Source organism: Streptomyces yamdrokensis (genome assembly GCF_053890455.1).
This window is the reverse complement of record NZ_CM132679.1, coordinates 5,183,219-5,203,531: the sequence shown is the minus strand read 5'-3', so window position 1 is coordinate 5,203,531 and position 20,313 is coordinate 5,183,219. Positions and strand designations below refer to the sequence as shown.

The 20,313-nt window shown below is 70.4% G+C and carries 17 protein-coding genes and 1 pseudogene; 5 read left to right on the top strand and 13 right to left on the bottom strand.

Annotated elements, in window-relative coordinates; all coding sequences use genetic code 11:
• Nucleotides 1–4: 4 nt before the first annotated feature.
• The gene (locus ACWZEH_RS23275) at nucleotides 5–2,926 is read right to left on the bottom strand and encodes a UPF0182 family membrane protein (RefSeq protein ID WP_456193053.1); all 2,922 of its coding nucleotides are present in this window, start codon (nucleotides 2,924–2,926) and stop codon (nucleotides 5–7) included.
• A gap of 200 nt (nucleotides 2,927–3,126) precedes the next feature.
• On the opposite strand from ACWZEH_RS23275, the gene ACWZEH_RS23270 reads away from it, so the two are divergent.
• Complete coding sequence (locus ACWZEH_RS23270; protein WP_456193052.1) at nucleotides 3,127–3,669, top strand: PPA1309 family protein; 543 nt, start codon at nucleotides 3,127–3,129, stop codon at nucleotides 3,667–3,669.
• 44 nt (nucleotides 3,670–3,713) lie between these two features.
• Here ACWZEH_RS23270 and ACWZEH_RS23265 read toward each other — a convergent pair whose 3' ends face one another.
• From ACWZEH_RS23265 to ACWZEH_RS23250, 4 genes are all read right to left on the bottom strand, one after another.
• Nucleotides 3,714–4,808 (bottom strand): YlbL family protein, encoded by a 1,095-nt coding sequence (locus ACWZEH_RS23265; protein ID WP_456193051.1) that lies wholly within the window; start codon nucleotides 4,806–4,808, stop codon nucleotides 3,714–3,716.
• Between the two features lie 98 nt (nucleotides 4,809–4,906).
• Complete coding sequence (locus ACWZEH_RS23260; protein WP_456193050.1) at nucleotides 4,907–5,086, bottom strand: hypothetical protein; 180 nt, start codon at nucleotides 5,084–5,086, stop codon at nucleotides 4,907–4,909.
• Between the two features lie 189 nt (nucleotides 5,087–5,275).
• On the bottom strand, nucleotides 5,276–5,734 hold the full coding sequence (locus ACWZEH_RS23255; RefSeq protein WP_456193049.1) for a molybdenum cofactor biosynthesis protein MoaE: 459 nt from the start codon (nucleotides 5,732–5,734) through the stop codon (nucleotides 5,276–5,278).
• 88 nt (nucleotides 5,735–5,822) lie between these two features.
• On the bottom strand, nucleotides 5,823–6,938 hold the full coding sequence (locus ACWZEH_RS23250; protein ID WP_456193048.1) for an SDR family oxidoreductase: 1,116 nt from the start codon (nucleotides 6,936–6,938) through the stop codon (nucleotides 5,823–5,825).
• Nucleotides 6,939–7,130: 192 nt separating this feature from the next.
• On the opposite strand from ACWZEH_RS23250, the gene ACWZEH_RS23245 reads away from it, so the two are divergent.
• Together ACWZEH_RS23245 and ACWZEH_RS23240 are read left to right on the top strand one after the other, a co-directional pair.
• Nucleotides 7,131–8,708, top strand: a complete 1,578-nt coding sequence (locus ACWZEH_RS23245) for a zinc-dependent metalloprotease (protein ID WP_456193047.1) — start codon at nucleotides 7,131–7,133, stop codon at nucleotides 8,706–8,708.
• Nucleotides 8,705–9,232 (top strand): NUDIX hydrolase, encoded by a 528-nt coding sequence (locus ACWZEH_RS23240; protein WP_456193046.1) that lies wholly within the window; start codon nucleotides 8,705–8,707, stop codon nucleotides 9,230–9,232. Before ACWZEH_RS23245 ends, ACWZEH_RS23240 begins: the two co-directional genes overlap by 4 nt.
• 110 nt (nucleotides 9,233–9,342) lie before the next feature.
• Here ACWZEH_RS23240 and ACWZEH_RS23235 read toward each other — a convergent pair whose 3' ends face one another.
• The 4 genes from ACWZEH_RS23235 to ACWZEH_RS23220 all read right to left on the bottom strand — a co-directional run bounded on the left by ACWZEH_RS23235 (nucleotide 9,343) and on the right by ACWZEH_RS23220 (nucleotide 13,259).
• Nucleotides 9,343–10,098, bottom strand: a complete 756-nt coding sequence (locus ACWZEH_RS23235; protein ID WP_456193045.1) for an AIM24 family protein — start codon at nucleotides 10,096–10,098, stop codon at nucleotides 9,343–9,345.
• Nucleotides 10,099–10,115: 17 nt separating this feature from the next.
• The gene (locus ACWZEH_RS23230; RefSeq protein WP_456193044.1) at nucleotides 10,116–10,796 is read right to left on the bottom strand and encodes an AIM24 family protein; all 681 of its coding nucleotides are present in this window, start codon (nucleotides 10,794–10,796) and stop codon (nucleotides 10,116–10,118) included.
• 11 nt (nucleotides 10,797–10,807) lie between these two features.
• Nucleotides 10,808–12,526 carry a TerD family protein gene (locus ACWZEH_RS23225; RefSeq protein WP_456193043.1) on the bottom strand — a complete coding sequence of 573 codons (1,719 nt, stop codon included), beginning with the start codon at nucleotides 12,524–12,526 and terminating at the stop codon, nucleotides 10,808–10,810.
• 136 nt (nucleotides 12,527–12,662) lie between these two features.
• Nucleotides 12,663–13,259, bottom strand: coding sequence for a M48 metallopeptidase family protein (locus ACWZEH_RS23220; protein ID WP_456193042.1), 597 nt, complete (start codon nucleotides 13,257–13,259; stop codon nucleotides 12,663–12,665).
• A gap of 228 nt (nucleotides 13,260–13,487) precedes the next feature.
• On the opposite strand from ACWZEH_RS23220, the gene ACWZEH_RS23215 reads away from it, so the two are divergent.
• Nucleotides 13,488–14,714 carry a TOMM precursor leader peptide-binding protein gene (locus ACWZEH_RS23215; RefSeq protein ID WP_456193041.1) on the top strand — a complete coding sequence of 409 codons (1,227 nt, stop codon included), beginning with the start codon at nucleotides 13,488–13,490 and terminating at the stop codon, nucleotides 14,712–14,714.
• A pseudogene (locus tag ACWZEH_RS23210) lies at nucleotides 14,707–16,071 on the top strand (ABC1 kinase family protein); the annotation flags it as partial. The gene ACWZEH_RS23215 and the pseudogene ACWZEH_RS23210, both read left to right, overlap by 8 nt.
• Nucleotides 16,072–16,582: 511 nt before the next feature.
• Here the strand turns inward: ACWZEH_RS23210 and ACWZEH_RS23205 are convergent.
• From ACWZEH_RS23205 to ACWZEH_RS23190, 4 genes are all read right to left on the bottom strand, one after another.
• Nucleotides 16,583–16,906 (bottom strand): hypothetical protein, encoded by a 324-nt coding sequence (locus ACWZEH_RS23205; protein ID WP_456193040.1) that lies wholly within the window; start codon nucleotides 16,904–16,906, stop codon nucleotides 16,583–16,585.
• Nucleotides 16,903–17,271, bottom strand: coding sequence for a WhiB family transcriptional regulator (locus ACWZEH_RS23200; protein ID WP_381366596.1), 369 nt, complete (start codon nucleotides 17,269–17,271; stop codon nucleotides 16,903–16,905). Before ACWZEH_RS23200 ends, ACWZEH_RS23205 begins: the two co-directional genes overlap by 4 nt.
• Before the next feature lie 172 nt (nucleotides 17,272–17,443).
• Nucleotides 17,444–17,758, bottom strand: coding sequence for a hypothetical protein (locus tag ACWZEH_RS23195; RefSeq protein ID WP_456193039.1), 315 nt, complete (start codon nucleotides 17,756–17,758; stop codon nucleotides 17,444–17,446).
• A 165-nt stretch (nucleotides 17,759–17,923) separates the two neighbouring features.
• Entirely contained in the window at nucleotides 17,924–20,215 is a 2,292-nt protein-coding gene (locus tag ACWZEH_RS23190; protein ID WP_456193038.1) for an ATP-dependent DNA helicase UvrD2, read from the bottom strand.
• Nucleotides 20,216–20,313: the final 98 nt, after the last annotated feature.

Here is a 20,313-nt window from a genome sequence, read left to right as displayed (position 1 = left end):
CTTGCTAACTGCTCGGGCTCGGGTCGGGACCGGGGCTGCCGTCCGACGCGCCCGAGCCGCCCTGGCCTTCCGCGGACTGGGCCTCCTCGGCCCTGCGCAAGGCATCCTCGAGGTCCTCCTGCGCCTGGCCGTAGGCTTCCCAGTCGTTCTTCTGCAGGGCTTCCTGGCCGGCCTCGAAGGCCTCCTGGGCGTCGTTCAGGGCCTCCTGGACCGTCGGGTTGTCGGACGTCGGCGGCGGCTCGGCGCCTTCCTCCTCGCCGGCTCCCTCGTCCTCGCCGGTTCCCTCGTCCTCCGGTGGCTCGGTGGCCGCGCCCTCCGCTCCGAAGATCTTGTCGAGGGCCTGCTCCAGGGTGTCCTCGAAGGCGGTCTGGCCTCCGTAGGTCACCAGCACCTTCCGCAGCAGCGGGTACTTGAGTCCGCCACCGCGCACGTAGACCGGCTCCACGTACAGCAGTCCGCCGTCGAGCGGGACGGCCAGCAGGTTGCCGTACTCCACTTCGGAGTCGCCGCCTCTCAGCAGCCTGATCGTCTCCGCGATGTCCTGCTGGGAGTTGAACTGGCTCTGGACCTGTTTGGGGCCGGCGGCCGTGGTGCTCGTCGGCAGTTTCAGGACTCTGATCTTGCCGTACCCCTCACTGCCCGCCTCGGCGTCGACCGCCATGAACGCGCTGAGGTTGTCACGGCCGTTCGGAGTGAACGTCGTGGTGAGCGAGAATGCCTGTTCCTGCTGGTCGGGCATCCTCATGCTCAGGTAGTACGGCGGTACCGCGTCGCCCGTCTTGTTCGTCGGGTCGTCCGGCACCTGCCACACCTCGCTGCCGCTGAGGAACGTGGTGGCGTCCTTCACGTGGTAGCGGGTCAGCAGTTCGCGCTGCACCTTGAACAGGTCCTGCGGATACCGCAGATGACTCATCAGGTCGTCGGAGATCTCGCTCTTCGGGTCGACCGTGTCCGGGAACGCCTTCATCCATGTCTTCAGGACGGGGTCCTGGGTGTCCCACTGATAGAGCTCGACCTTGCCGCTGTACGCGTCGACGGTCGCCTTCACCGAGTTGCGGATGTAGTTGACCTGGTTCTCCTGGGCCACCACCGCACGGTTGTCGTTGGTGGCGGTCAGCGAGTCGGCCGTCGTGTCACCGAGGGTCGTCCGCGACGCGTACGGGTAGCCGTTGGTGGTCGTGTAGGCGTCCACGATCCACTGGATCCGGCCCTCCACCACCGCGGGGTAGGCGTCGCCGTCGATGGTCAGCCAGGGTGCGACCGCTTCGACGCGCTCCTTGGGCGTGCGGTTGTACAGAATCCGCGACCCCTCTCCGATGGCACCGGAGTACAGGATCTGCGGCTCGCTGAACGCGGCGGCGTAGGCGGCCCGGTTGACCGGGTTCTCGAGGTTGACGCCGCTGTCGCCCTTGTAGCTGGTCGTCTTCTCGCCACTGTCGTCGGAGTAGTCGATCTCCTTCTGGGGACCGCCGACGATCGAGTACGTCGTCGTCCGCTCGCCGTAGTAGACGCGCTGCTCGTACGTCCCCAGGTCGCCCTTGGACGGCAGGTCGGACTCGGTGAACTCCGGACGGCCGCCGGCGTCGGCGCTGGTGCCCTTGGCCGCGACGGCACCGTATCCGTGGGTGTACCGGAAGTGGTCGTTGATCCAGTTCCGCTTGGGGATGCCGTTCAGGTTGATCTCGCGCAGACCGATGACGGTGTCCTGCTCCGCACCGGTCTCGGGGTCGGGATAGCGGTCCACGTCCAGGTTGGTCGGGAACGCGTAGTAGTTCCTGATCTGCTGGAGCTGCTGGAACGTCGGCGAGACGATGTTCGGGTCCATGATCCGGATGCTCGCCGTGTCGGAGACCTGGTCCCGGAGCTCGGTCTTGTCCTCGGTCTGGCTGGTTCCCGGGTAGTCGTCGACCTGGGCGTCGTCGATGCCGTAGGCATCACGCGTCGCCTTGAGGTTCTTCTCGACGTAGGGCGCTTCCTTGGCCTGCTCGTTCGGCTGGACCTGGAACTTCTGCACGATCGCCGGGTACAGGCCGCCGATGAGGATCGCCGACAGCACCATCAGGCCGAAGCCGATCACGGGCAGCTGCCAGGTGCGCCGCCAGAGGGTGGCGAAGAACAGCAGCGCGCAGATGACGGCGATGCAGAACAGGATCGTCTTCGCCGGCAGATAGGCGTTGGCGTCGACGTACCGCAGACCGGTCCAGCTGTCGGTCGCCTTGAAGTCGCTGGACTTGACCGCCAGGCCGTACCGGTCGAGCCAGTACGCGACCGCCTTCAGGGCGACGAAGACGCCGAGGAGCACCGACAGATGGCCGGTGGCCGCGGCCGTGGCACGCGCGCCGGGGCTGGTGACCCGCAGACCGCCGTACAGGTAGTGGGTGAGCGCGGCCGCGATCAGCGACAGGATGGTGGCCGCGAAGCCGAACCCGAGCATGAACCGGTACCAGGGCAGGTCGAAGGCGTAGAACGCCACGTCGAGCTTGAACTGCGGGTCCTTCTGGCCGAACGGCACCCCGTTGACCCACATCAGCCAGGTGCGCCACTGGCTCGAGGCCGAGGCACCGGCGATCAGCCCGAGCAGCGCGGTGATGCCGAGCAGCAGCCACTTCTTGTACGGGGCGATGCCCATCCGGTAGCGGTCGAGGTTCTGCTGCTCCATCGACATGGCGCTCAGCGGCGGCCTCATCCGGTGCGCCAGCCAGATGTTGAAGCCGACCGCGAGGGCCATCAGCAGGCCGAAGACGAAGAAGAGTCCGATCTTGGTCCACAGGGTCGTCGTGAACACCGACGAGTAGTCGACCGAGCGGTACCACAGCCAGTCGGTCCAGAACCCCGCGAACATGGTGAACACCATGCCGAGGACGGCCAGCACGCCCAGTGTCATGAGCAGGGTTCGGACCCGCCGGGACGGGCGGCCCACTCTCATCCGTGGCCCTGTCGGGCCTCCGCCTCGGTCCGGCATCTGGAAAGCCAAGGTAGGCACCTCGAAGTTCGCTGTCGATTCGTCAGGTCCGCGAGTTCGTGGACCGCGTGCGGGCCCCTTTGCTCACGGACCCACACCTATGCAACTTACTCACCCTTTACTCGGTTCCCGATTCCGGGCCTGAACGAGAGAGGATTGTGACCATGTCCAACACACCCATGGCGGCGAGCCCGCTCACCCGGGCCGTGCTCGAGATCGACGAGTACGTCTCCGGCCTCGGCTGGGACCAGCCCGCCCGGCTCTTCGCCCTCGTAGACACCGCACGGCTGCGTGCCGAGCAGCCCTCTCTCGCGCACCGGCTCGGTCCGGGCGACGAGCAGGAGACGACCGCCCTCACTCCGATCGAGCAGGATGCCATTCCAACGGGCAAGCCACTGGACGAGTTCCTGGGCACCGTCGCCTGGCCCGACTCGGTGGCCGGCTGCGCCCTGACCGTGGAGCGTCTGATGCTGCCTCCGTCCGCGGAGGCCCAGGTCCCGCAGGATCTGGACGAGGACGCGCTGGCCGCGTGGGTGGCGAAGCACCCGAAGCGCCAGGAGGTCCGTATGACGGTCGCGGTACTGCGCGACGGCTCCCGCGATTCCGCCCTGCGGCTGCGGGAGAAGGACTCGCCGACGGAGGTCCTCACCGGTTCCGCCCTGGTGCCGGGCCTGGCGGAGGCGCTGACGGCGACGTTCGAGGCGTAGTCCGGGGCCTGCCCGTCAGCAACCGCGGCGGGCGGTCCGCACGGTCAGGAGACCGTGCACGTCGGCAGGTCGGCGGCGTCGCCGGAGCCGAGGTCCTTCAGGGCGCCGAGGGCGTCGTCGATGGTGTCCACCTTGATGAGCGTCAGGCCTTCGGGGACGTCCGCGGCGGCGGCCGCGCAGTTGTCGGCGGGCGTGAGGAAGTACTCGGCGCCCTTGGCGCGCGCGCCGACCGTCTTCATCTCGATCCCGCCGATCGGCCCGACCTTGCCGGCGTCGTCGATGGTGCCGGTGCCGGCGACGAACTTGCCTCCGGTCAGGCTGCCCGGGGTGAGCTTGTCGTAGATGCCGAGTGCGAACATCAGACCGGCGCTCGGCCCTCCGACGTCGGCGAGCTCGATGTCGATGGTGAACGGGAAGGTGTGGTCGATTCCGGCGGCGATCCCGACAATGGCGCGGTCGTCCCCGGCGTCGTCGGAGGCCGCGGTGGTGATCGTGATCTCCTCGGTCCCGGTCGGCGTCCGGTTCTCCTTCTCGGCGGCGGCCTGCTCCTTGGCGGGCACGATCGTGAAGCCGACGTCCTCGCCGGGCTTGTGCCTGGTCACCAGCTCGGCGACGTCGGCCGGCTCACGCACCGCGCTGCCGTCGACGCTCTTGATCACGTCACCCGCGTGCAGCTTGCCCTCGGCGGGCGATCCCTTGACGACCGTGGAGACGATCACCCAGGACTTCACCGGGACGTCGAGCTCCTTCAGGGCCGCGACCTTGGCGCTCTCCTGGGACTGGCTGAACTCCTCGGCGTTCTCCTGGGTGGACTGCTCCTCCGTCTTGCCGTCGGGGTAGAGCGTGTCGTGCGGCACGACCTTGTTGTCGTGCGCGAGCCAGCCGTAGACGGCCTCGACCATGTTCATCCGGTAATCAGCGCTCGTGACCCGCACCGTGGTCATGTTGAGGTGGCCGTCGGTCGGATACGTCTTGCGCCCGTCGATCCGCAGCACCGGGTCGCCGTCGTGATCGCCCAGAGTGTTCACCGTCGGCCCCGGGGACATCTCCGAGTACGGCACGGGGATGAACACACCCACGCACAGAAGCACGATCAGCATGAGGGTGGAGGCGAGCATCGTCGCGGTGCGGCGTGGCATGCACCGACAGTACGGGACGGGTCTGTCAGCGCACTGTCAGGGCCGCCCGGACGGGCGGCCCTGACCTTGTCCTACGCCTGTGACCTGCCGTTCCGGCTCTAGGGCCGGGCCTCTTCCTCCGCCGGCCGAGGCCTCTCCATGGCCTCGCGGAACCGGGCGTAACCGATGAGTTCGGGGCCGTCGCCCCGCACCCGGCGGGTGCGATTGGCCCAACTGCCCCACAGTCCCGCGCCGACCGCGGCCACAAACGGAATCAGCAACCAGGCAAGCGCCGCCATGCCGACCTCCCATCCCCATGAGCGTCCGCGACTGACTGATCAGCAGATTAACCATCCACAGTGACAACGCTCATGCCCGGGGGGAGGTTATGCAAGCGGAGTGGAACGGGGAACGGGCGCACGAGAACGGAGGTGGCGGGACGGCCCTCAGAGGTGTCCTCTCAGCAGGCATCCCCCGCCCTCGGCCCGCTACGCGCCGACCCACTCCTCGGTCCCGTCCGAGAACGTCTGGTGCTTCCAGATGGGCACCTCGTGCTTGAGGTCGTCGATCAGCTTCCGGCAGGCCTCGAAGGCCTCGCCCCGGTGCGCACACGAAACGCCGACGACGACGGCGAGATCCCCGACCCTGAGATCCCCCACCCGGTGCACGGCCGCCAGCGCCCGCACGGGATACCCGGCGACGACCTTCTCGGCGATCCGCCGCATCTCGTCCTCGGCGCTCGGGTGGCACGAGTACCCCAGTTCATCGACATCGGTCCCGCCGTCGTGGTTGCGCACGGTCCCCACGAACAGTGCCGTCCCTCCGGCCGCCTCGTCACCGACGGCCCGGAAGACCTCGTCGACGGACAGCGGCGCGTCCCGGATCGCGATCAGCTTGATCGGGTCCTGTGCGGGCTGCTCACCGGGGTGATCGTTCGTGGATGCCATGTCCTCCATCGTGCCCCACGCCCACGACAGCGCGAAAGCACCCCGGTACCCCGTCGGCGTCCCGTCGGCGACGGGTGCCGCGTGGTGCTCAGATCCGCCGTCGGGCCTTCCGCGCCCGCCGCACCACTGCCGCCGCGCCCAGCAGCGCCACCGTCGCTCCCGCGGCGCCGGCCGCCGTCGCGTCCTTGCGTCCGAGCCGCCGCCCGACCACGGTGTGCCGGCCGGAGACCTCCTCCAGGAGCTCGGCCAGCACCTGCTCGTTGGTGTGGGCGGGCCGCCACCCGGCGTCGTGCAGCCGGCTCCCGCTGACCACCCAGGGGTGCATCGTGTACGCCAGGTCCCCGGCCGGGGACGGGGTGAGCCCGATCCGGTGCAGCCGGGCCGCCGCGCCCAGCGCGACCGCCGACGGCAGCTCCATCCGCCGGATCCCGCTGAGCTCCTCGACCTCCTCCTGCTCCAGCCATCCGTCGCACCCGACGGCCAGCTCTCCGTCGACCTTCTCCCGGACGGCGTACTCCAGGGCGCTGCACAGGTCGTCGACATGGCAGAACTGCCACGCGGGCCGCGAACCGGCCACCACGAGCAGCCGGGGCGACTCGAAGTACCTGGTCAGCGCGGTGTCGGTGCCACCCACGAGCACGGCCGGCCGCACCACCGTCACGTTGAGTCCGGGGTGCGCGCGGGGCGCCCTGCGCGCGAGCCGCTCGATCTCCAGGAGGTCGCCCACGCCCGTCGCCTCGGCGGTGGCCCTCAGTTCCGCGTCCTCGGACAGCGGCAGCTCGTTGTCCGGGAGCGCTCCGTAGACCATCGTCGAGGTGCACAGCACCACTCGGTGCACTCCGGCGGCCGCGGCGGCGGTCAGCACGGTCTGCGTCCCGCGGACGTTGTAGGCCGTCCGGGTGGCGGCGTCGGTCTCCAGGTCGAGGTCGAGTGCCAGATGGACCACGACGTCGGCCCCGCGCAGCCGGTCCGCGATGGCGGGGTCCCGTACGTCCAGGATGTGCCACTGTGCCTCGGCGCACTCGCCGCGGCGCTCGTCGATGGCGATGACCTGCTTGATCTCCTCCGAGGCGGCGAGCCGCTCGGTGAGCAGCGCGCCGACACCCGAGGCGGCGCCGGTGACCACGACGACGGGCCCGCGCGCGGGTGACGGGCGGGTTGACCGGTTTCGCGCTGCGCGAACCTGTGGATCTGGGGAACTCACCGGGCGTCTCCAGCGGTTGTCTTCAGTACGAGCGTATGCGAAGCATGCGTACCAGGTGGCATCCATCCTGCCGCAGGCCTTCTGTCGGCGAAGCATCGAGGCTCGAACCGCCTCAGGTGTCTACGCTGGGTGGTGTTGTCGGGCAACCGCGCCGCCGGAAGGAACCGGCGGCCCTATCAGCCGAGGAATCCCGTGAGTGACACCCCATTCGGATTCGGCCTTCCGCCGGAGGAGCCGGACGACGGCGACGAGGGCAAGAAGAAGGACCAGCAGAGCGGTGGTGGTCAGGACCCGGCCAACCCGTTCGGTTTCGGCATGTCCGGAGCCGGTGGCTTCGGCGCGCCCGGCGCGGACAATCCGTTCGCCGCGATGTTCGGTTCCCTGAACCCCAACGACCTGGGCGCCGCGTTCCAGCAGCTCGGGCAGATGCTCTCCTACGAGGGCGGCCCGGTGAACTGGGACATGGCCAAGCAGATCGCCCGCCAGACGGTGTCCCAGGGCACCTCCGACGGCACCAAGGACGCGAGCGTCGGCCCCGCCGAGCGCAGGGCCGTCGACGAGGCCGTCCGGCTGGCCGACCTGTGGCTGGACGACGCCACCTCGCTGCCGTCCGGTGCGGCTACTTCGGTGGCCTGGAGCCGCGCGGAGTGGGTCGAGGCGACGCTTCCGGCGTGGCGGGAGCTCGTGGACCCGGTCGCCGAGCGCGTCGGCGCCGCCATGGGCGACGTGCTGCCGGAGGAGATGCAGGCCATGGCGGGCCCGCTGATCGGCATGATGCGCTCGATGGGCGGCGCCATGTTCGGTACGCAGATCGGCCAGGCGGTCGGCGTGCTGGCCGGTGAGGTCGTCGGTTCCACCGACATCGGTCTGCCGCTCGGCCCGGCCGGCAAGGCCGCGCTGCTGCCGGTGAACATCGCGGCGTTCGGCAAGGACCTGGGCGTCCCGCAGGAGGAGGTGCGGCTGTATCTCGCCCTGCGCGAGGCCGCCCACCAGCGCCTGTTCGCTCATGTGCCGTGGCTGCGCTCGCACCTGTACGGCGCGGTCGACGGCTATGCGCGTGGGATCAAGGTCGACACCGCCAAGCTGGAGGACGTGGTCGGCCAGTTCGACCCGCAGAACCCGGAGCAGCTCCAGGAAGCTCTTCAGCAGGGCATGTTCCAGCCGGAGGACACTCCGCAGCAGAAGACGGCACTGGCCCGTCTCGAGACGGCGCTGGCCCTCGTCGAGGGCTGGGTGGACGCCGTGGTGCACGCGGCGGCGAAGCCCCGCCTGTCGTCGGCGGACGCGCTGCGCGAGACGCTGCGCCGCCGCCGCGCCTCGGGCGGCCCCGCGGAGCAGACGTTCGCCACGCTGATCGGCCTGGAGCTGCGCCCGCGCCGGCTGCGCGACGCCTCGCGCCTGTGGGCCTCGCTCACGGACGCACGCGGTGTCGACGGGCGGGACGCCCTGTGGGCCCACCCGGACATGCTGCCGACGGCCACCGACCTGGACGACCCGGACGGCTTCGTGCACCGCGAGCAGGTCGACTTCTCCGAGCTGGACAAGATGCTCGGCGAGGCGGCGGGCAAGCACGACCTCGGCAAGCGGAGCAAGAGCGAAGACTCCGACGCCAAGGACACCGAGGACACCGAGGACACCGAGGACGCCAAGGACACCAAGGGCGCCAAGGGCACCGAGGACGCCACCGGGGACGCCGGCGAGGGCAGGAACGACGACGGCGAGGACGATGGTGGCCGGGGCGGCGACCGCAGGGGGGACGGCGCCGGGTGAGTCTGTACGACGACGCGGTTCTCGTACTCAAGGGATACGAGGACCAGCCGGAGCTTCGCCAGGCCTATCTGGACCACCTCGCCGCGCATCCGGACGGCATGTGGAAGGCCTGTCATGCGGGCCATCTCACCGCCAGCGCCCTGGTGGTCGACCCCGGGCGCGGCCGGGTGCTGCTGACTCTGCACCGGAAACTGCGGATGTGGCTGCAGATGGGCGGTCACTGCGAGCCGGGTGACCCGTCGCTGGCCGCGGCGGCTCTGCGGGAGGCCACCGAGGAGTCGGGGATCGCGGGGCTGACCCTCCTGGCGGGCGGGCCGGTGCGTCTGGACCGGCACGCGATCCCGTCCCCCTGCCACTGGCACCTCGACGTCCAGTATGCGGCCGTGGCCGCTCCCGATGCCGCGCACACCGTCAGTGACGAGTCGCTCGACCTGCGCTGGTTCCCGTACGACGAGGTGGCGGAGGTGGCGGATGCCTCGGTCGTGCGTCTGCTGGAGGCGGCCCGGACGCGCCTGGGCGTCTGAGCTGCGGGGGCGGCCGGCACACGGGCAGACCGGCACCCGATTGTTCTCCGCGTACGGGTGAGGGGCGACCGCCTGGCGACCGCCCCCACCGTTGTGTCTCCAAAAGCCGGTCAGCTCCAGACGTTGCCCTGGTTCTGCCCGTGGGCACCCTGCTGTCCCATGCCGTACTGCGCGGCGATGCCGGAACCGGTCCGGGCGTTCTGCGGCGGCAGCAGCTCGCTGGGCTGGACGAGCGCGAAGCCGCTGCCCATGAAGCTGAGCTCCCAGCCCTCGCCGGTGCTGCCACGGCGGCGCCACACCCCGGAGGAGTGTGTCTGGGCCTGCAGCTGCACGCGCAGCCCCGTGGACCAGGCGACGATCGCGTCGGCGTCGCAGTTGACGTACTTGTCCGGAGTCACCTGCATCAGCAGCGGCATGCCGGAGGTCATCAGGGCGACCTTGCCCTGACCGGTGATGTTGAGCTGGTACTTCCCGGAGCCGGAGATGCCGTACAGGCTGTCGACGGCGACGGTCTCCTGGTGCAGTGAGGAGTCCATCGCCAGTACGTAGCTGCTGTCGACGGTCAGCCCCTCATGGTCCACGTCCATGACATGGATGTGCTGGGCGAGGTTGGCTAGGTAGACCGTGCCCTGCCCGTGGCAGCGCATCAGGTCCAGCCCCTCGCCCGTGCGCGAACGGTTGTGCGCCTGGCCACGGCTCTGGTATTCGGCGTCGAACTCGACGAGTCCCTGGTAGGCGATCATGCTGCCCTTGCGGGCGAGGATGTCGTCGTGGCCGCCCAGGGCGACCCGGAGCATCTGCTTGTTCTGCAGGCTCCAGCGTTCCTGGGTCTGCTGGTCGTTGAAGGCGAAAAGCGGGCTCTGCATGGTGTGGTTGCTCCCCCTCAGCCCCGGACCCGGAGACGGTCGGTGCTGTCCTCACTGGGCTGGACGACGACGATGCCCTGACCGGAGAACGCCATCTGGTAGGCCTCGCCGCTGCCGCGGCCGATCAGCGACTGTGCCCGGAAGCTGCGCTTGCCCTTCACCTTGAGGTTCGGGGACCAGGCGACCAGGGCGTCCGGGTCGACGTACGTCTCGTCGTCACCACCACCGCAGTCGACGACGATCGGCTTGCCCCGGGAGGTCAGCGCGACCCAGCCCTGCCCGGAGATCCTGGTGTTCCACAGGCCCTGCCCGGCGAACTTCGCCAGCCCCTTCACCCGCTCCACACCCCAGGTCAGGCCGGCGTCGAAGGCGAGGAGGTTGGTGGCGTTGACGGAGATGCCTTCGCCGTTGAGGTTGATCACGACGACGTTCGCACCGTAGTCGGCGAGGTAGAGCAGGCCGTCGCCGGAGCACTTCATCAGCGGGGCGCCCTCCCCGGTGGCCCAGTCCCGGGCGATCTGGCGCACGGCCGGCGGGTTGGGCTCGTACTGGATGAACCCTTCGTAGGCGATCATCGACCCGACGCGTGCGAGGAGGTCGTTCCCGGTCTGCATGGCGACCTTGAGCATGTGGTCGCCGTGGTTCTCCATGCGCGCGGTGACCGGTGCGGGGGCGAAGCCCGCGAGTGGCTGGTTCATGACGGGCTCCCTCAGATCTCGTACGGCTGGACGACGATGAAGTTGCCGGGCGCGCCCCGGAACTGGAGGTTGACGCTCTCCCCGGTGTCGCCGGGGTAGGAGTTGCGGCGCATCCGCACCTGGCTGGAGACGATCACCTGGGAGGCGGCCGACCAGGCGACCACGGCGTTGGCGTCGGCGAACGTGGTGGGTGTGACCGGCAGGACCACGGGCACCCCGTGCGTCTTGACGACGATGGTGCCGGTCCCCTGGAACTGCATCGTGAACAGCGCGCCGCCGGGGATGCCGTGCCCCTCGATGCGGCGGACCTCGTGCTGGAGGCTCTCGTCGAAGGCGAGGACGTTCTCGGCGGAGACGCACACGGCGTCGCCCTGGAGCTCGATCGGGTGCAGCATCGTGGCGTCCTCGGCGAAGAACACCTGGCCCTGGCCCGTGCAGCGCATCAGCTGCATCTCCTGGCCGGTCGCGTTGCCGACGATCCGGCCGCTGAACCCGGCGCCCTTGTAGCTGAAGTCGACCTTGCCCTGGTAGAGCACCATGCTGCCCTGACGGGCCAGCACGGGCTGTCCGCCCGTGCCGAGGTCGGCGCGGACCAGCTTCGGGTTCTGGGCGGTCCAGCGCTGCCCGGTGGGCGTCTCCTTGAACATCTGGAGCGCGCCGAGCACACCCTGGCTCTGCGGCGCTCCCTGGGGCGCTCCCTGCGGCGCCCCGTAGGGGGCCTGCTGACCCGGCACCTGTCCGGGCGGCATCTGTCCGGGCGGCATCTGTCCGGGCTGCTGGCCGTAGCCCGGCGGAGGTGTCGGCCGGCCGTAGCCCTGCGGCGGAGCGGGAGCCTGTGGTGCGTACGGCTGCGCGCCGTAGCCCGGGGGCGGCGGAGCGCTCGGGGCGGGCGGCTGCTGACCGGGCCGGCCGAAGGCGGGCGCCGGGGGCGGTGGCGGCACGGGGGAACCGCCGGGCGGAGTGTGCAAGGGCGCGACGATCGTCTGCGCGGCGTGCACCGACGGCGCGGAGGGCGGCGGGGTGGCGCCGGAGGGAGGGACGAACCCCTGCGTGGCAGGCTGAGGCGCGGGAGCAGGGGCCGGGACGGGTGCGGGAGGCGGCGCGGGTGCGGGGTCGCCGGGTACCCCGAACGCGGGCGGGGCGAAGCCGGGGGCCGCGCCACCGGCCTGCGGCTGCGGCTGCTGCGGGGCGGTGGGCTCCTCCTCGGCCACCTCGCCGCCGAAGTTCTTCAGCAGCGCGTCGAGCCCGCCGTCGAAGCCCTGGCCGACGGCGGCGAACCGCCACACGTCCTTGAAGTAGAAGTCACCCAGCATCACCGCGCGCTCGGTGGAGAACTCCGAGCCGTTGAAGGGGTAGCGGGCCACTTCCTCACCGCCCGCGACGATGCGGATGTATCCGGGACCGATCTGGGACATCTGCCCGGTGCCGTCGAGCGTCGCCGTGAAGGACAGCTTCTTGATCTGCTGGGGGATCGCGTCCAGCGTCACTCGGAAGGACTCCGTGTCGCCCGCCTGGGGGCCCAGCAGCTGAAGGGACTCCTCGGGGGACTTCGGCTGGTTGAAGAAGATGAAGTACCGGTCGTCCGAGAGCCGTTCCTCGGCGTCGAGACCGAAGCAGCTGATGTCGAAGGCGAGCCCGGGGCCGGAGATCTGCACGCCTACGTACAGATCCGTGCCCGCGGTGAGGTCACTGATCCTGGCCTTGTGGCCGCGTTGGAATTCCCTGGCCATGCGTACGACCGTCCCCCATCCCGAATGTGAGTGCGTCGCGCCAGGCTAACCGCAAACTCGGACATCCGATGTAGTCGGTACAGACCCGGTACACAACGCGCGGCTGCCCCTGCGGGGCGCCCACCTCGGGCGACATTCACTCGTCGCGGGCCCCCGGCGGGTGGGGCAACCGCTCGGCCGCGACCACTCCCTCAAGGTAGCCCCGGGCCCGCTCCGTCTTCGGATACGCCTCCAGCAGGCGCCAGAAGTCGGGCCCGTGTCCGGGCACGAGCAGGTGGGCCAGCTCGTGGCAGAGGACGTAGTCGACGACGTACTCGGGCATGCCCTGCAGCCGGTGCGACAGGCGGATGCTGCCCTCGGACGGCGTGCACGAACCCCAGCGCGTGTTCTGGTTGGTCACCCAGCGTACGGAGCGGGGCAGGGACCGCCCGTCGAAGTACTGGGCCGACAGCCGCTCGGCGCGCTCGGCCAGCTCGGTGTCCCCGAGTGCCCTCCTGCTCTCCTGGGCCGCCAGCTTGTCGAGCATGACGTTCACCCAGCGCTGCTCCTCCGCCTCGGACATCCGGGCGGGGATGAGCACCACCGTGCGATCGCCCTCGCGGTACGCGGAGACCGTTCTGCGCCGGCGGGGACTCCTGCGGACCTCGATCGCGCTCTCCCGTGAGCCGCCCGTCGGCTGGCTCGTCGTGCTGCGCTGTGGATCTGCGGCACTGTGCAGTGGGTCGGCGGGCACGCCCCGACGTTACCCGCTGCACACGGGGAAGTCCCGGCTCCGGGACGCTTCGGTGTCCGATCCCCCAGCCATGCGACGGATTTATACGATCATTCATCTTCTCTGTGGATGACTTGTCGCAAGGCACTTCGGATCAGGGCATGCTGGCACTCGCCGGCCGGCCCACGAGCGGACGGCGGTACGAGGGCATCTATTCAGGGACACGCGAAGACACACGGGGGACCTGACATGCATCCGATGATGAAACCGGCACTCCGGCGCGGCTGGCGCGACCTCAACACCGTGCAGTTCGGGATGACGCCCGCGCACGCGTTGACCCTGGGACCGGTGGACACCGCGACAGGCAGCTTCCTCGACCTGCTCAACGGCACCCGCGGGCTCGACCATCTGCGCAGGGAGGGCCGGCGGATGGATCTGCCCGACGGCCATGTCGACCGGCTCGTGGCCCGGCTGTCCCGGGCCGGGCTCCTCGACGACTCCCGGGGCGGCGGCCCGGCCGCCGACGCACTGCGCGAGAAGCGGGAGGTCCTCGACCGGCTGCGCCCCGATCTGGCCTCGCTGACCCTGACCACCTCCGCGCCGGGCGACGCACTCGGACGGCTCGCGGCGCGGAGCGGAGCGCGGGTGCAGGTGAGGGGCGCGGGCCGGGTGGGCTCGACGCTGGCGGCACTGTTGTCCGGGGCCGGAGTGGGTGAGGTCGACGTGCGCGACGTCGGCCGGGTCGAACCCTGGGACGTCGCGCCGGGCGGACTGCCCCCGGAAGCCGTCGGCGACCGCAGGGACGAGGCGGCCCGTCGTGCCGTGCGCCGGGCCGCACCGGACCGGCCTCCGCGCCGGACCTCTCAGTCCCCGCCCGAGGAGGGCGCCCCCGGGTTCTCCCTGGTGATCGTCGCCCCACGGGACGACGTCGCCGTGCACACTCCGGACCCGGCGGGGACCGAGACCCTGATGGTCTCGGGAACACCCCATCTCCACGCCGGCGTGGTGGAGGGGACCGGTGTCGTCGGCCCGTTCGTCCTGCCTGGTGAGACAGGATGCGCGGGCTGTCTCCAGGAGGACAGGACCGACCGGGATCCGACGTGGCCGCGTATGGTCGCCCAATGGCGCTCCGGGCAGCAGCGCCGGGTGGGAGCCTGTGATCTGCTGTTGGCCGCGACCGTGGCCGGACTCGCCGGTGCCCATGCGCTCGCCTTCCTGGACGGCCATGTTCCGTCCAGTGCCGGTGCCCGGTGGGAGGTCTCCCTCCCGGATCTGCGCTGGCGTGCGCGGCCGGTCGGGGGGCATCCCGGCTGTCCGTGCGGAGCGGCGGATCAGGACTCGGCGAAAACAGAGTCGGAGCACACCTCCGAGCACGGCCGGACGCACGAGACAATGGCCATGCACGGGCCGTCGAAGAAGGTGTGCCGTCAGGCGGACGCGAAGCGGCCGGCAAGGACTTGGAGGGCTCATGTCTGATCTTCCCCGGAAGGCGGTCACCCGGACCGCCAAGCTGGCCGCGCTCCCGCTCGGCTTCGCCGGACGGGCGACCTGGGGGCTCGGCAAGCGGATCGTGGGCGAATCCGCGGAGCTCGTCGGCCGCGAGGTCCAGCAGCGCACCGCGGAGCAGCTGTTCAAGGTACTCGGCGAGCTCAAGGGCGGTGCGATGAAGTTCGGCCAGGCCCTGTCGGTCTTCGAGTCCGCCCTGCCCGAGGAGGTCGCCGGGCCCTACCGCGCGGCGCTGACGAAACTCCAGGAGGCGGCCCCGCCGATGCCGACCCGGACCGTGCACGCGGTGCTGGAGGAGCGGCTCGGCGAGGACTGGCCCGACCTGTTCCTCGAGTTCGAGGACAAACCGTCCGCCGCAGCCTCGATCGGTCAGGTACACCGTGGGGTGTGGCACGACGGCCGTGAAGTGGCGGTCAAGGTGCAGTACCCGGGTGCCGGCGAGGCCTTGCTGTCCGACCTGAACCAGTTGAGCCGGTTCGCCCGGCTGCTGGGGCCGCTGGTCCCCGGTATGGATGTCAAGCCACTGATCGTGGAGCTGAAGGACCGGGTCGCGGAGGAGCTGGACTACGGTCTGGAGGCCCAGGCCCAGCGGGTCCACGCCGAGGAGTTCGCGGACGACCCCGATGTCTTCGTACCGGCGGTGGTCCACCAGTGCGAGCAGGTACTGGTCACCGAGTGGATGGACGGCGTACCGCTGTCGGAGATCATCTCGGACGGCACGGAGGAACAGCGCGACCGGGCCGGCCAGCTCCTCGCCCGTTTCCTGTTCTCCGGGCCGGCCCGCACCGGACTGCTGCACGCCGACCCTCATCCGGGCAACTTCCGTCTGCTGCCCTGCGGCCCGGACGGTGAGGAGGAGTGGCGTCTGGGTGTGCTGGACTTCGGCACGGTCGACCGGCTGCCGGGCGGACTGCCCGCCCCCATCGGCTCGGCTCTGCGGATGACGCTGGACGGCGAGGCGGAGGCCGTCCACGAGATGCTGCGCGCGGAGGGGTTCATCAGGGAGACCATCGAACTGGATCCCGACGCGGTCCTCGAGTATCTCTTGCCGATCATCGAACCGGCGCAGGTGGAGGAGTTCACGTTCACCCGGGGCTGGATGCGCGGTCAGGCAGCCCGCATCGGCGACCCCCGCTCCCCCGCGTACCAGCTGGCCAAGCAGCTCAACCTTCCCCCGGCGTATCTGCTGATCCACCGGGTGACCCTGAGCACGATCGGCGTGCTGTGCCAGCTGGGCGGGACGGTACGGCTGCGCGACGAACTGCGGGAGTGGCTCCCGGGGTTCGCCCCGGAAGGGCCGCAAGAGACGGACGAAGCGCGAGCAGCGGAAGTGGACGACACGGATCCGGAGGCAGCGGGACCGGAGGAGACAGGGGAAACAGAGGAAGCCGGGGAACTGCTGCCGAGACAGGCGGTGGACGAGGTCCTGATGAAGGAGCCCTCGGAGGAGAAGCCTGCCGGCCGGGGGACCGCGAAGCAGAAGTCCGGGAAGCGGAAGCCCACAAAGGGGAAGCCCACGGCGAAGAAGGCCACGGAGGGCAAGCCCACGGCGGCCAAGCCTTCGGACGTGGCCGCCGAGGACGGGGTGACCGAGCCGGTGGAGGAGGCGTCGGCGGCGCAGGCGTGAGAGACGCGGTCCGCGCCTGCCGTCACCGGCGCCGTCACCGGGACGGCTCGTCACCCGGCGACGACAACACCGCGGCGGACGGCGCGCACCGCACCATGTGCTCGGTGCAACGTACCGCGGGGGCCGGTCCGTTCGGCACGGACCGGCCCCCGCGGGAAGAGCCACGACAGACTGGATCACCTCGATCCGACGGATCGGATCATCGGGTCGGTCACTGCATGACGGCCATGGCGAGCGCGCGGCGGGCGCGCCGGGAGGCGCGCCCGGCGCGGCGCTGCATCCGGCGAGCGGTCACCAGGTGTGCGGCCCGGCGTTCCCGCTCGGCCTCTTGCAGTCGCTCGTGCATATGCGCACGGGCCAGGGCTTCTGGAATGAGTTGCATCTCTCGGGTCCTGTTCTGGCGCGAGTCGTTCGCACCACGGGTGGTGAAGTCTTCGGTCGCGGAGCCTGCGGGCTCGTCTGCGGTCGGCATCATCGGGGCCTGCTTCTGGGGGTCGTGCGTGAGGGGGCGGTTGATCGTTCCTGGGGTGTTCATGCCATGACCGGGTTCTTCCGCGGACGGCCACGCGGCCGCTTCCGGGCGACCACGACACCCTGGACGAACAGCTCACCACCCCAGACACCCCACGGCTCACGCCGCTCCTTGGCGCCGGCGAGGCAGGCCTCCATCAACGGGCAGGTGCGGCAGAGGGACTTGGCGTACTCGACGTCCGCCGGCGACTCGGCGAAGAAGACCTCCGGGTCGTAGGAACGGCAGGGGACGGGTACGCCGAGGTTCTCGATGGCGTCGTCGAGCGCGGTGAGCGCGGTGAGCGGAGTCAAGGTCGGGTCCTCCGTGGAGCCGGGCTTGGGGATCGTGTCGGAAGGCGGTACGGACGGGGCGTGCGCTTCGAGTTGCACGGTTCGTCTTCCTCGTCTGGTCGTTCCGGCCGGTGGGCCGGGTGGCGGCTGGTACCGGGCTCTTGCTCTTGTCCCGAGGCGCTTCGGTCCGTCGTCCCCGTTCGGGGACAAACAGAAGGGCCGCGGATCCCGGATGGGGTTCCGCGGCCCTGAAGGCGCCGGCCTGAGCGAATCAGGCTGGATCACTCCAGGGTTCTGGCCCACGGAAGGCCCACATCAGGTGGTGCTGCGTCGTCTGCTTCCGGAATCCGGCACCGGCTGCCGCAAAGGCATAGGCCTTCGCCTGTGCCTCTACCGCTTCCAGTGCCTTGATCGGTCGCTCATCGCGCTCACAGAGGGCAAGGCCCACGGGAGCGACGGAGGACGCCGGACGTGCGGCAGGGACGCCGGACAGACCGGTGCCCTGGTTCGAGGCGCCGAGAATGCACAGGGAGACGGCCGAGCGATCGGTCATCTTGACGATGGAGCTGGTGTTGATACTGATCACAGGACTCGCCTCCTCTCGGCGCATCGGGGAACCGGGGTCAGCCGGTCCAACGGATATGCAAGTACAACACGGAATCAGGGCCTCCGAGGAGGCCGCTGTTCTCGTGTCTAAGAACCTATGGGGATTCCTGGGGCCTGCGCAAACTATTTTCTCGACGAGTTGGAATCAGTCCTGTTTCTTGCCCTCCGCTCCGTCCCTGCCTGCGCAGATGGCCAGTACGTCGGCCCCGTAGCGGTCCAGCTTGCGCTTGCCCACACCGGGGATGCGGGCGAGCCCCGGCGCGTCCTCGGGGACGGTCTCGGCGATGGCCATCAACGTCTTGTCGGTGAAGACGCAGAACGCGGGCTGCCCGCTGCGCCGCGCCTGCTCACCACGCCAGTCGTGCAGCCGCTCGTAGACGCCCTCGTCCATGTCGGAGGGGCAGTCCTCACAGCGCATCAGCTTCATCTCGCCCGCGTCCGTCAGCGTGCGTCCGCAGACCCGGCAGCGGGCGGGGCTGCGCTGCCTGCGTCCCGGACTCGGGGTCACGGAGGCAGCCACCGGCCCGGGCACACCGCGCTCCACACCACCGGCGTCTCCCGCGCCGGCCCGGCCGGCCGCGGCGGGCGAGCCGGAACGCAGCCCGTGGAGGAAACGGCTGGGCCGGCGGTTCGCCCGGCCGCCGGGCGAACGGGCGAGCGACCATGAGACATGGAGACGCTCCCGTGCCCGGGTGACACCCACATAGAGGAGACGGCGCTCCTCCTCGACCTGCTCGTCGGTCTTCGCGTAGGTGATCGGCATCATGCCCTCGGCGACACCGACCAGGAAGACGACGTCCCACTCGAGTCCCTTGGCCGAGTGCAGCGACGCGAGCGTGACGCCCTGCACGGTCGGGGCGTGCTGGGCACCGGCCCGCTCGTCGAGCTCGGCGACGAGATCGGTGAGGGTGGCCCCGGGGCTCGCGGCGGTGAAGTCCTGGGCGAGGCTCACCAGAGCGGCCAAGGACTCCCAGCGCTCCCGCACCGCCCCCGAGCCCGCCGGCGGCTGCGCCGTCCAGCCTTCGCCCGACAGCACGGCGCGCACCTGGGAGGGCAGGTCGACCACGTCGTCGAGGAGGCTGTCGTTGCCTCCGAAGCGGGCCGCCGCGCGCAGGGCGCTGCTCGCCTTGCGCACCTCCGGACGGTCGAAGAACCGCTCGGCGCCCCGCAGCTGGTACGGGACTCCGGCGTCCGCGAGGGCCTGCTCGTAGATCTCGGACTGGGAGTTCGTGCGGAACAGCACGGCGATCTCGCTGGCCCGGGCACCGGCGCCGATCAGTTCGCCGATCCGGCGCGCGGCGCCCTCGGCCTCCGCGGGTTCGTCGGTGTACTCGGTGAAGACGGGGTCGGGTCCTGGACCGCGCTGGGAGACGAGTTCCAGCCGGTGGTCGGCGGCACGGCCGCGTGCCTGGGCGAGCAGACCGTTGGCGAGGCGGACCACCTGAGGAGTCGAGCGGTAGTCGCGGACCAGTTTCACGACGGTGGCACCGGGATGCCGGGTGCGGAAGTCGAGCAGGTGGTCGGGGGTCGCGCCCGTGAACGAGTAGATCGTCTGGCTGGCGTCGCCGACCACGCACAGGTTCTCCCGGTCACCGAGCCAGAGCTCCAGCAGCCGCTGCTGGAGCGGGCTGACGTCCTGGTACTCGTCGACGACGAAGTGCTGGTACTGGGCGCGGACCTGTTCCGCGATGTCCTGACGGTCCTGGAGCACGGCCACGGTGAGCAGCAGCACGTCCTCGAAGTCGATGACCCCCCGATCCCGCTTGAGGTCCTCGTAGGCGGCGTAGAGCTGGGCGATCTCGGCAGGGTCACGGGTCGCCTCCCGCGCGGCCTTGGCAGCGGCGGGCGGGTACTCGGCGGGGACGGTCTGGGTGACCTTGGACCACTCGATCTCGGCGGTGACGTCCCGCAGCTCGCCCCGGTCGAGCCGGATGCGGCAGGCGGCGGCCGCGTCGGCGACGAGCTGGACCTTGCGGTCGACCAGCCGGGGCAGGGATCCACCGACCGCTTTCGGCCAGAAGTACTGGAGCTGGCGGAGCGCCGCCGAGTGGAAGGTGCGGGCCTGGACCCCTACGGCGCCGAGCTGGCGCAGCCGGCCGCGCATCTCCCCGGCGGCGCGGTTGGTGAAGGTGACGGCGAGCACGCTGGAGGGCTGGAGGATCCCGGCGCGCACCCCGTAGGCGATCCGGTGGGTGATCGCCCTGGTCTTGCCGGTACCGGCGCCCGCCAGCACACACACCGGGCCGTGCAGGGCGGTGGCGACCTCGCGCTGCTCGGGGTCGAGCCCTTCGAGCACCGCGTCGGCCGAGTCCGGTACCCGCGGGAAGGGAGGGGAGTGCGTTGCTGCTGTCACACAGCCATGCTGCCAGGTCGCCAAAGACGGCTGAGCCTGTTGTCCACAGGCGCGCCCTCGCAGTCGTATTGATGCGGCAGGCATCACGTCCTTCTGATGCGGCGGGCATCACGCCCTTGCGCCGCAGACATCGCGTCACACGGGCGGGTGGGCCACGGACCCTGGGAATGCCGGCGCTTTCA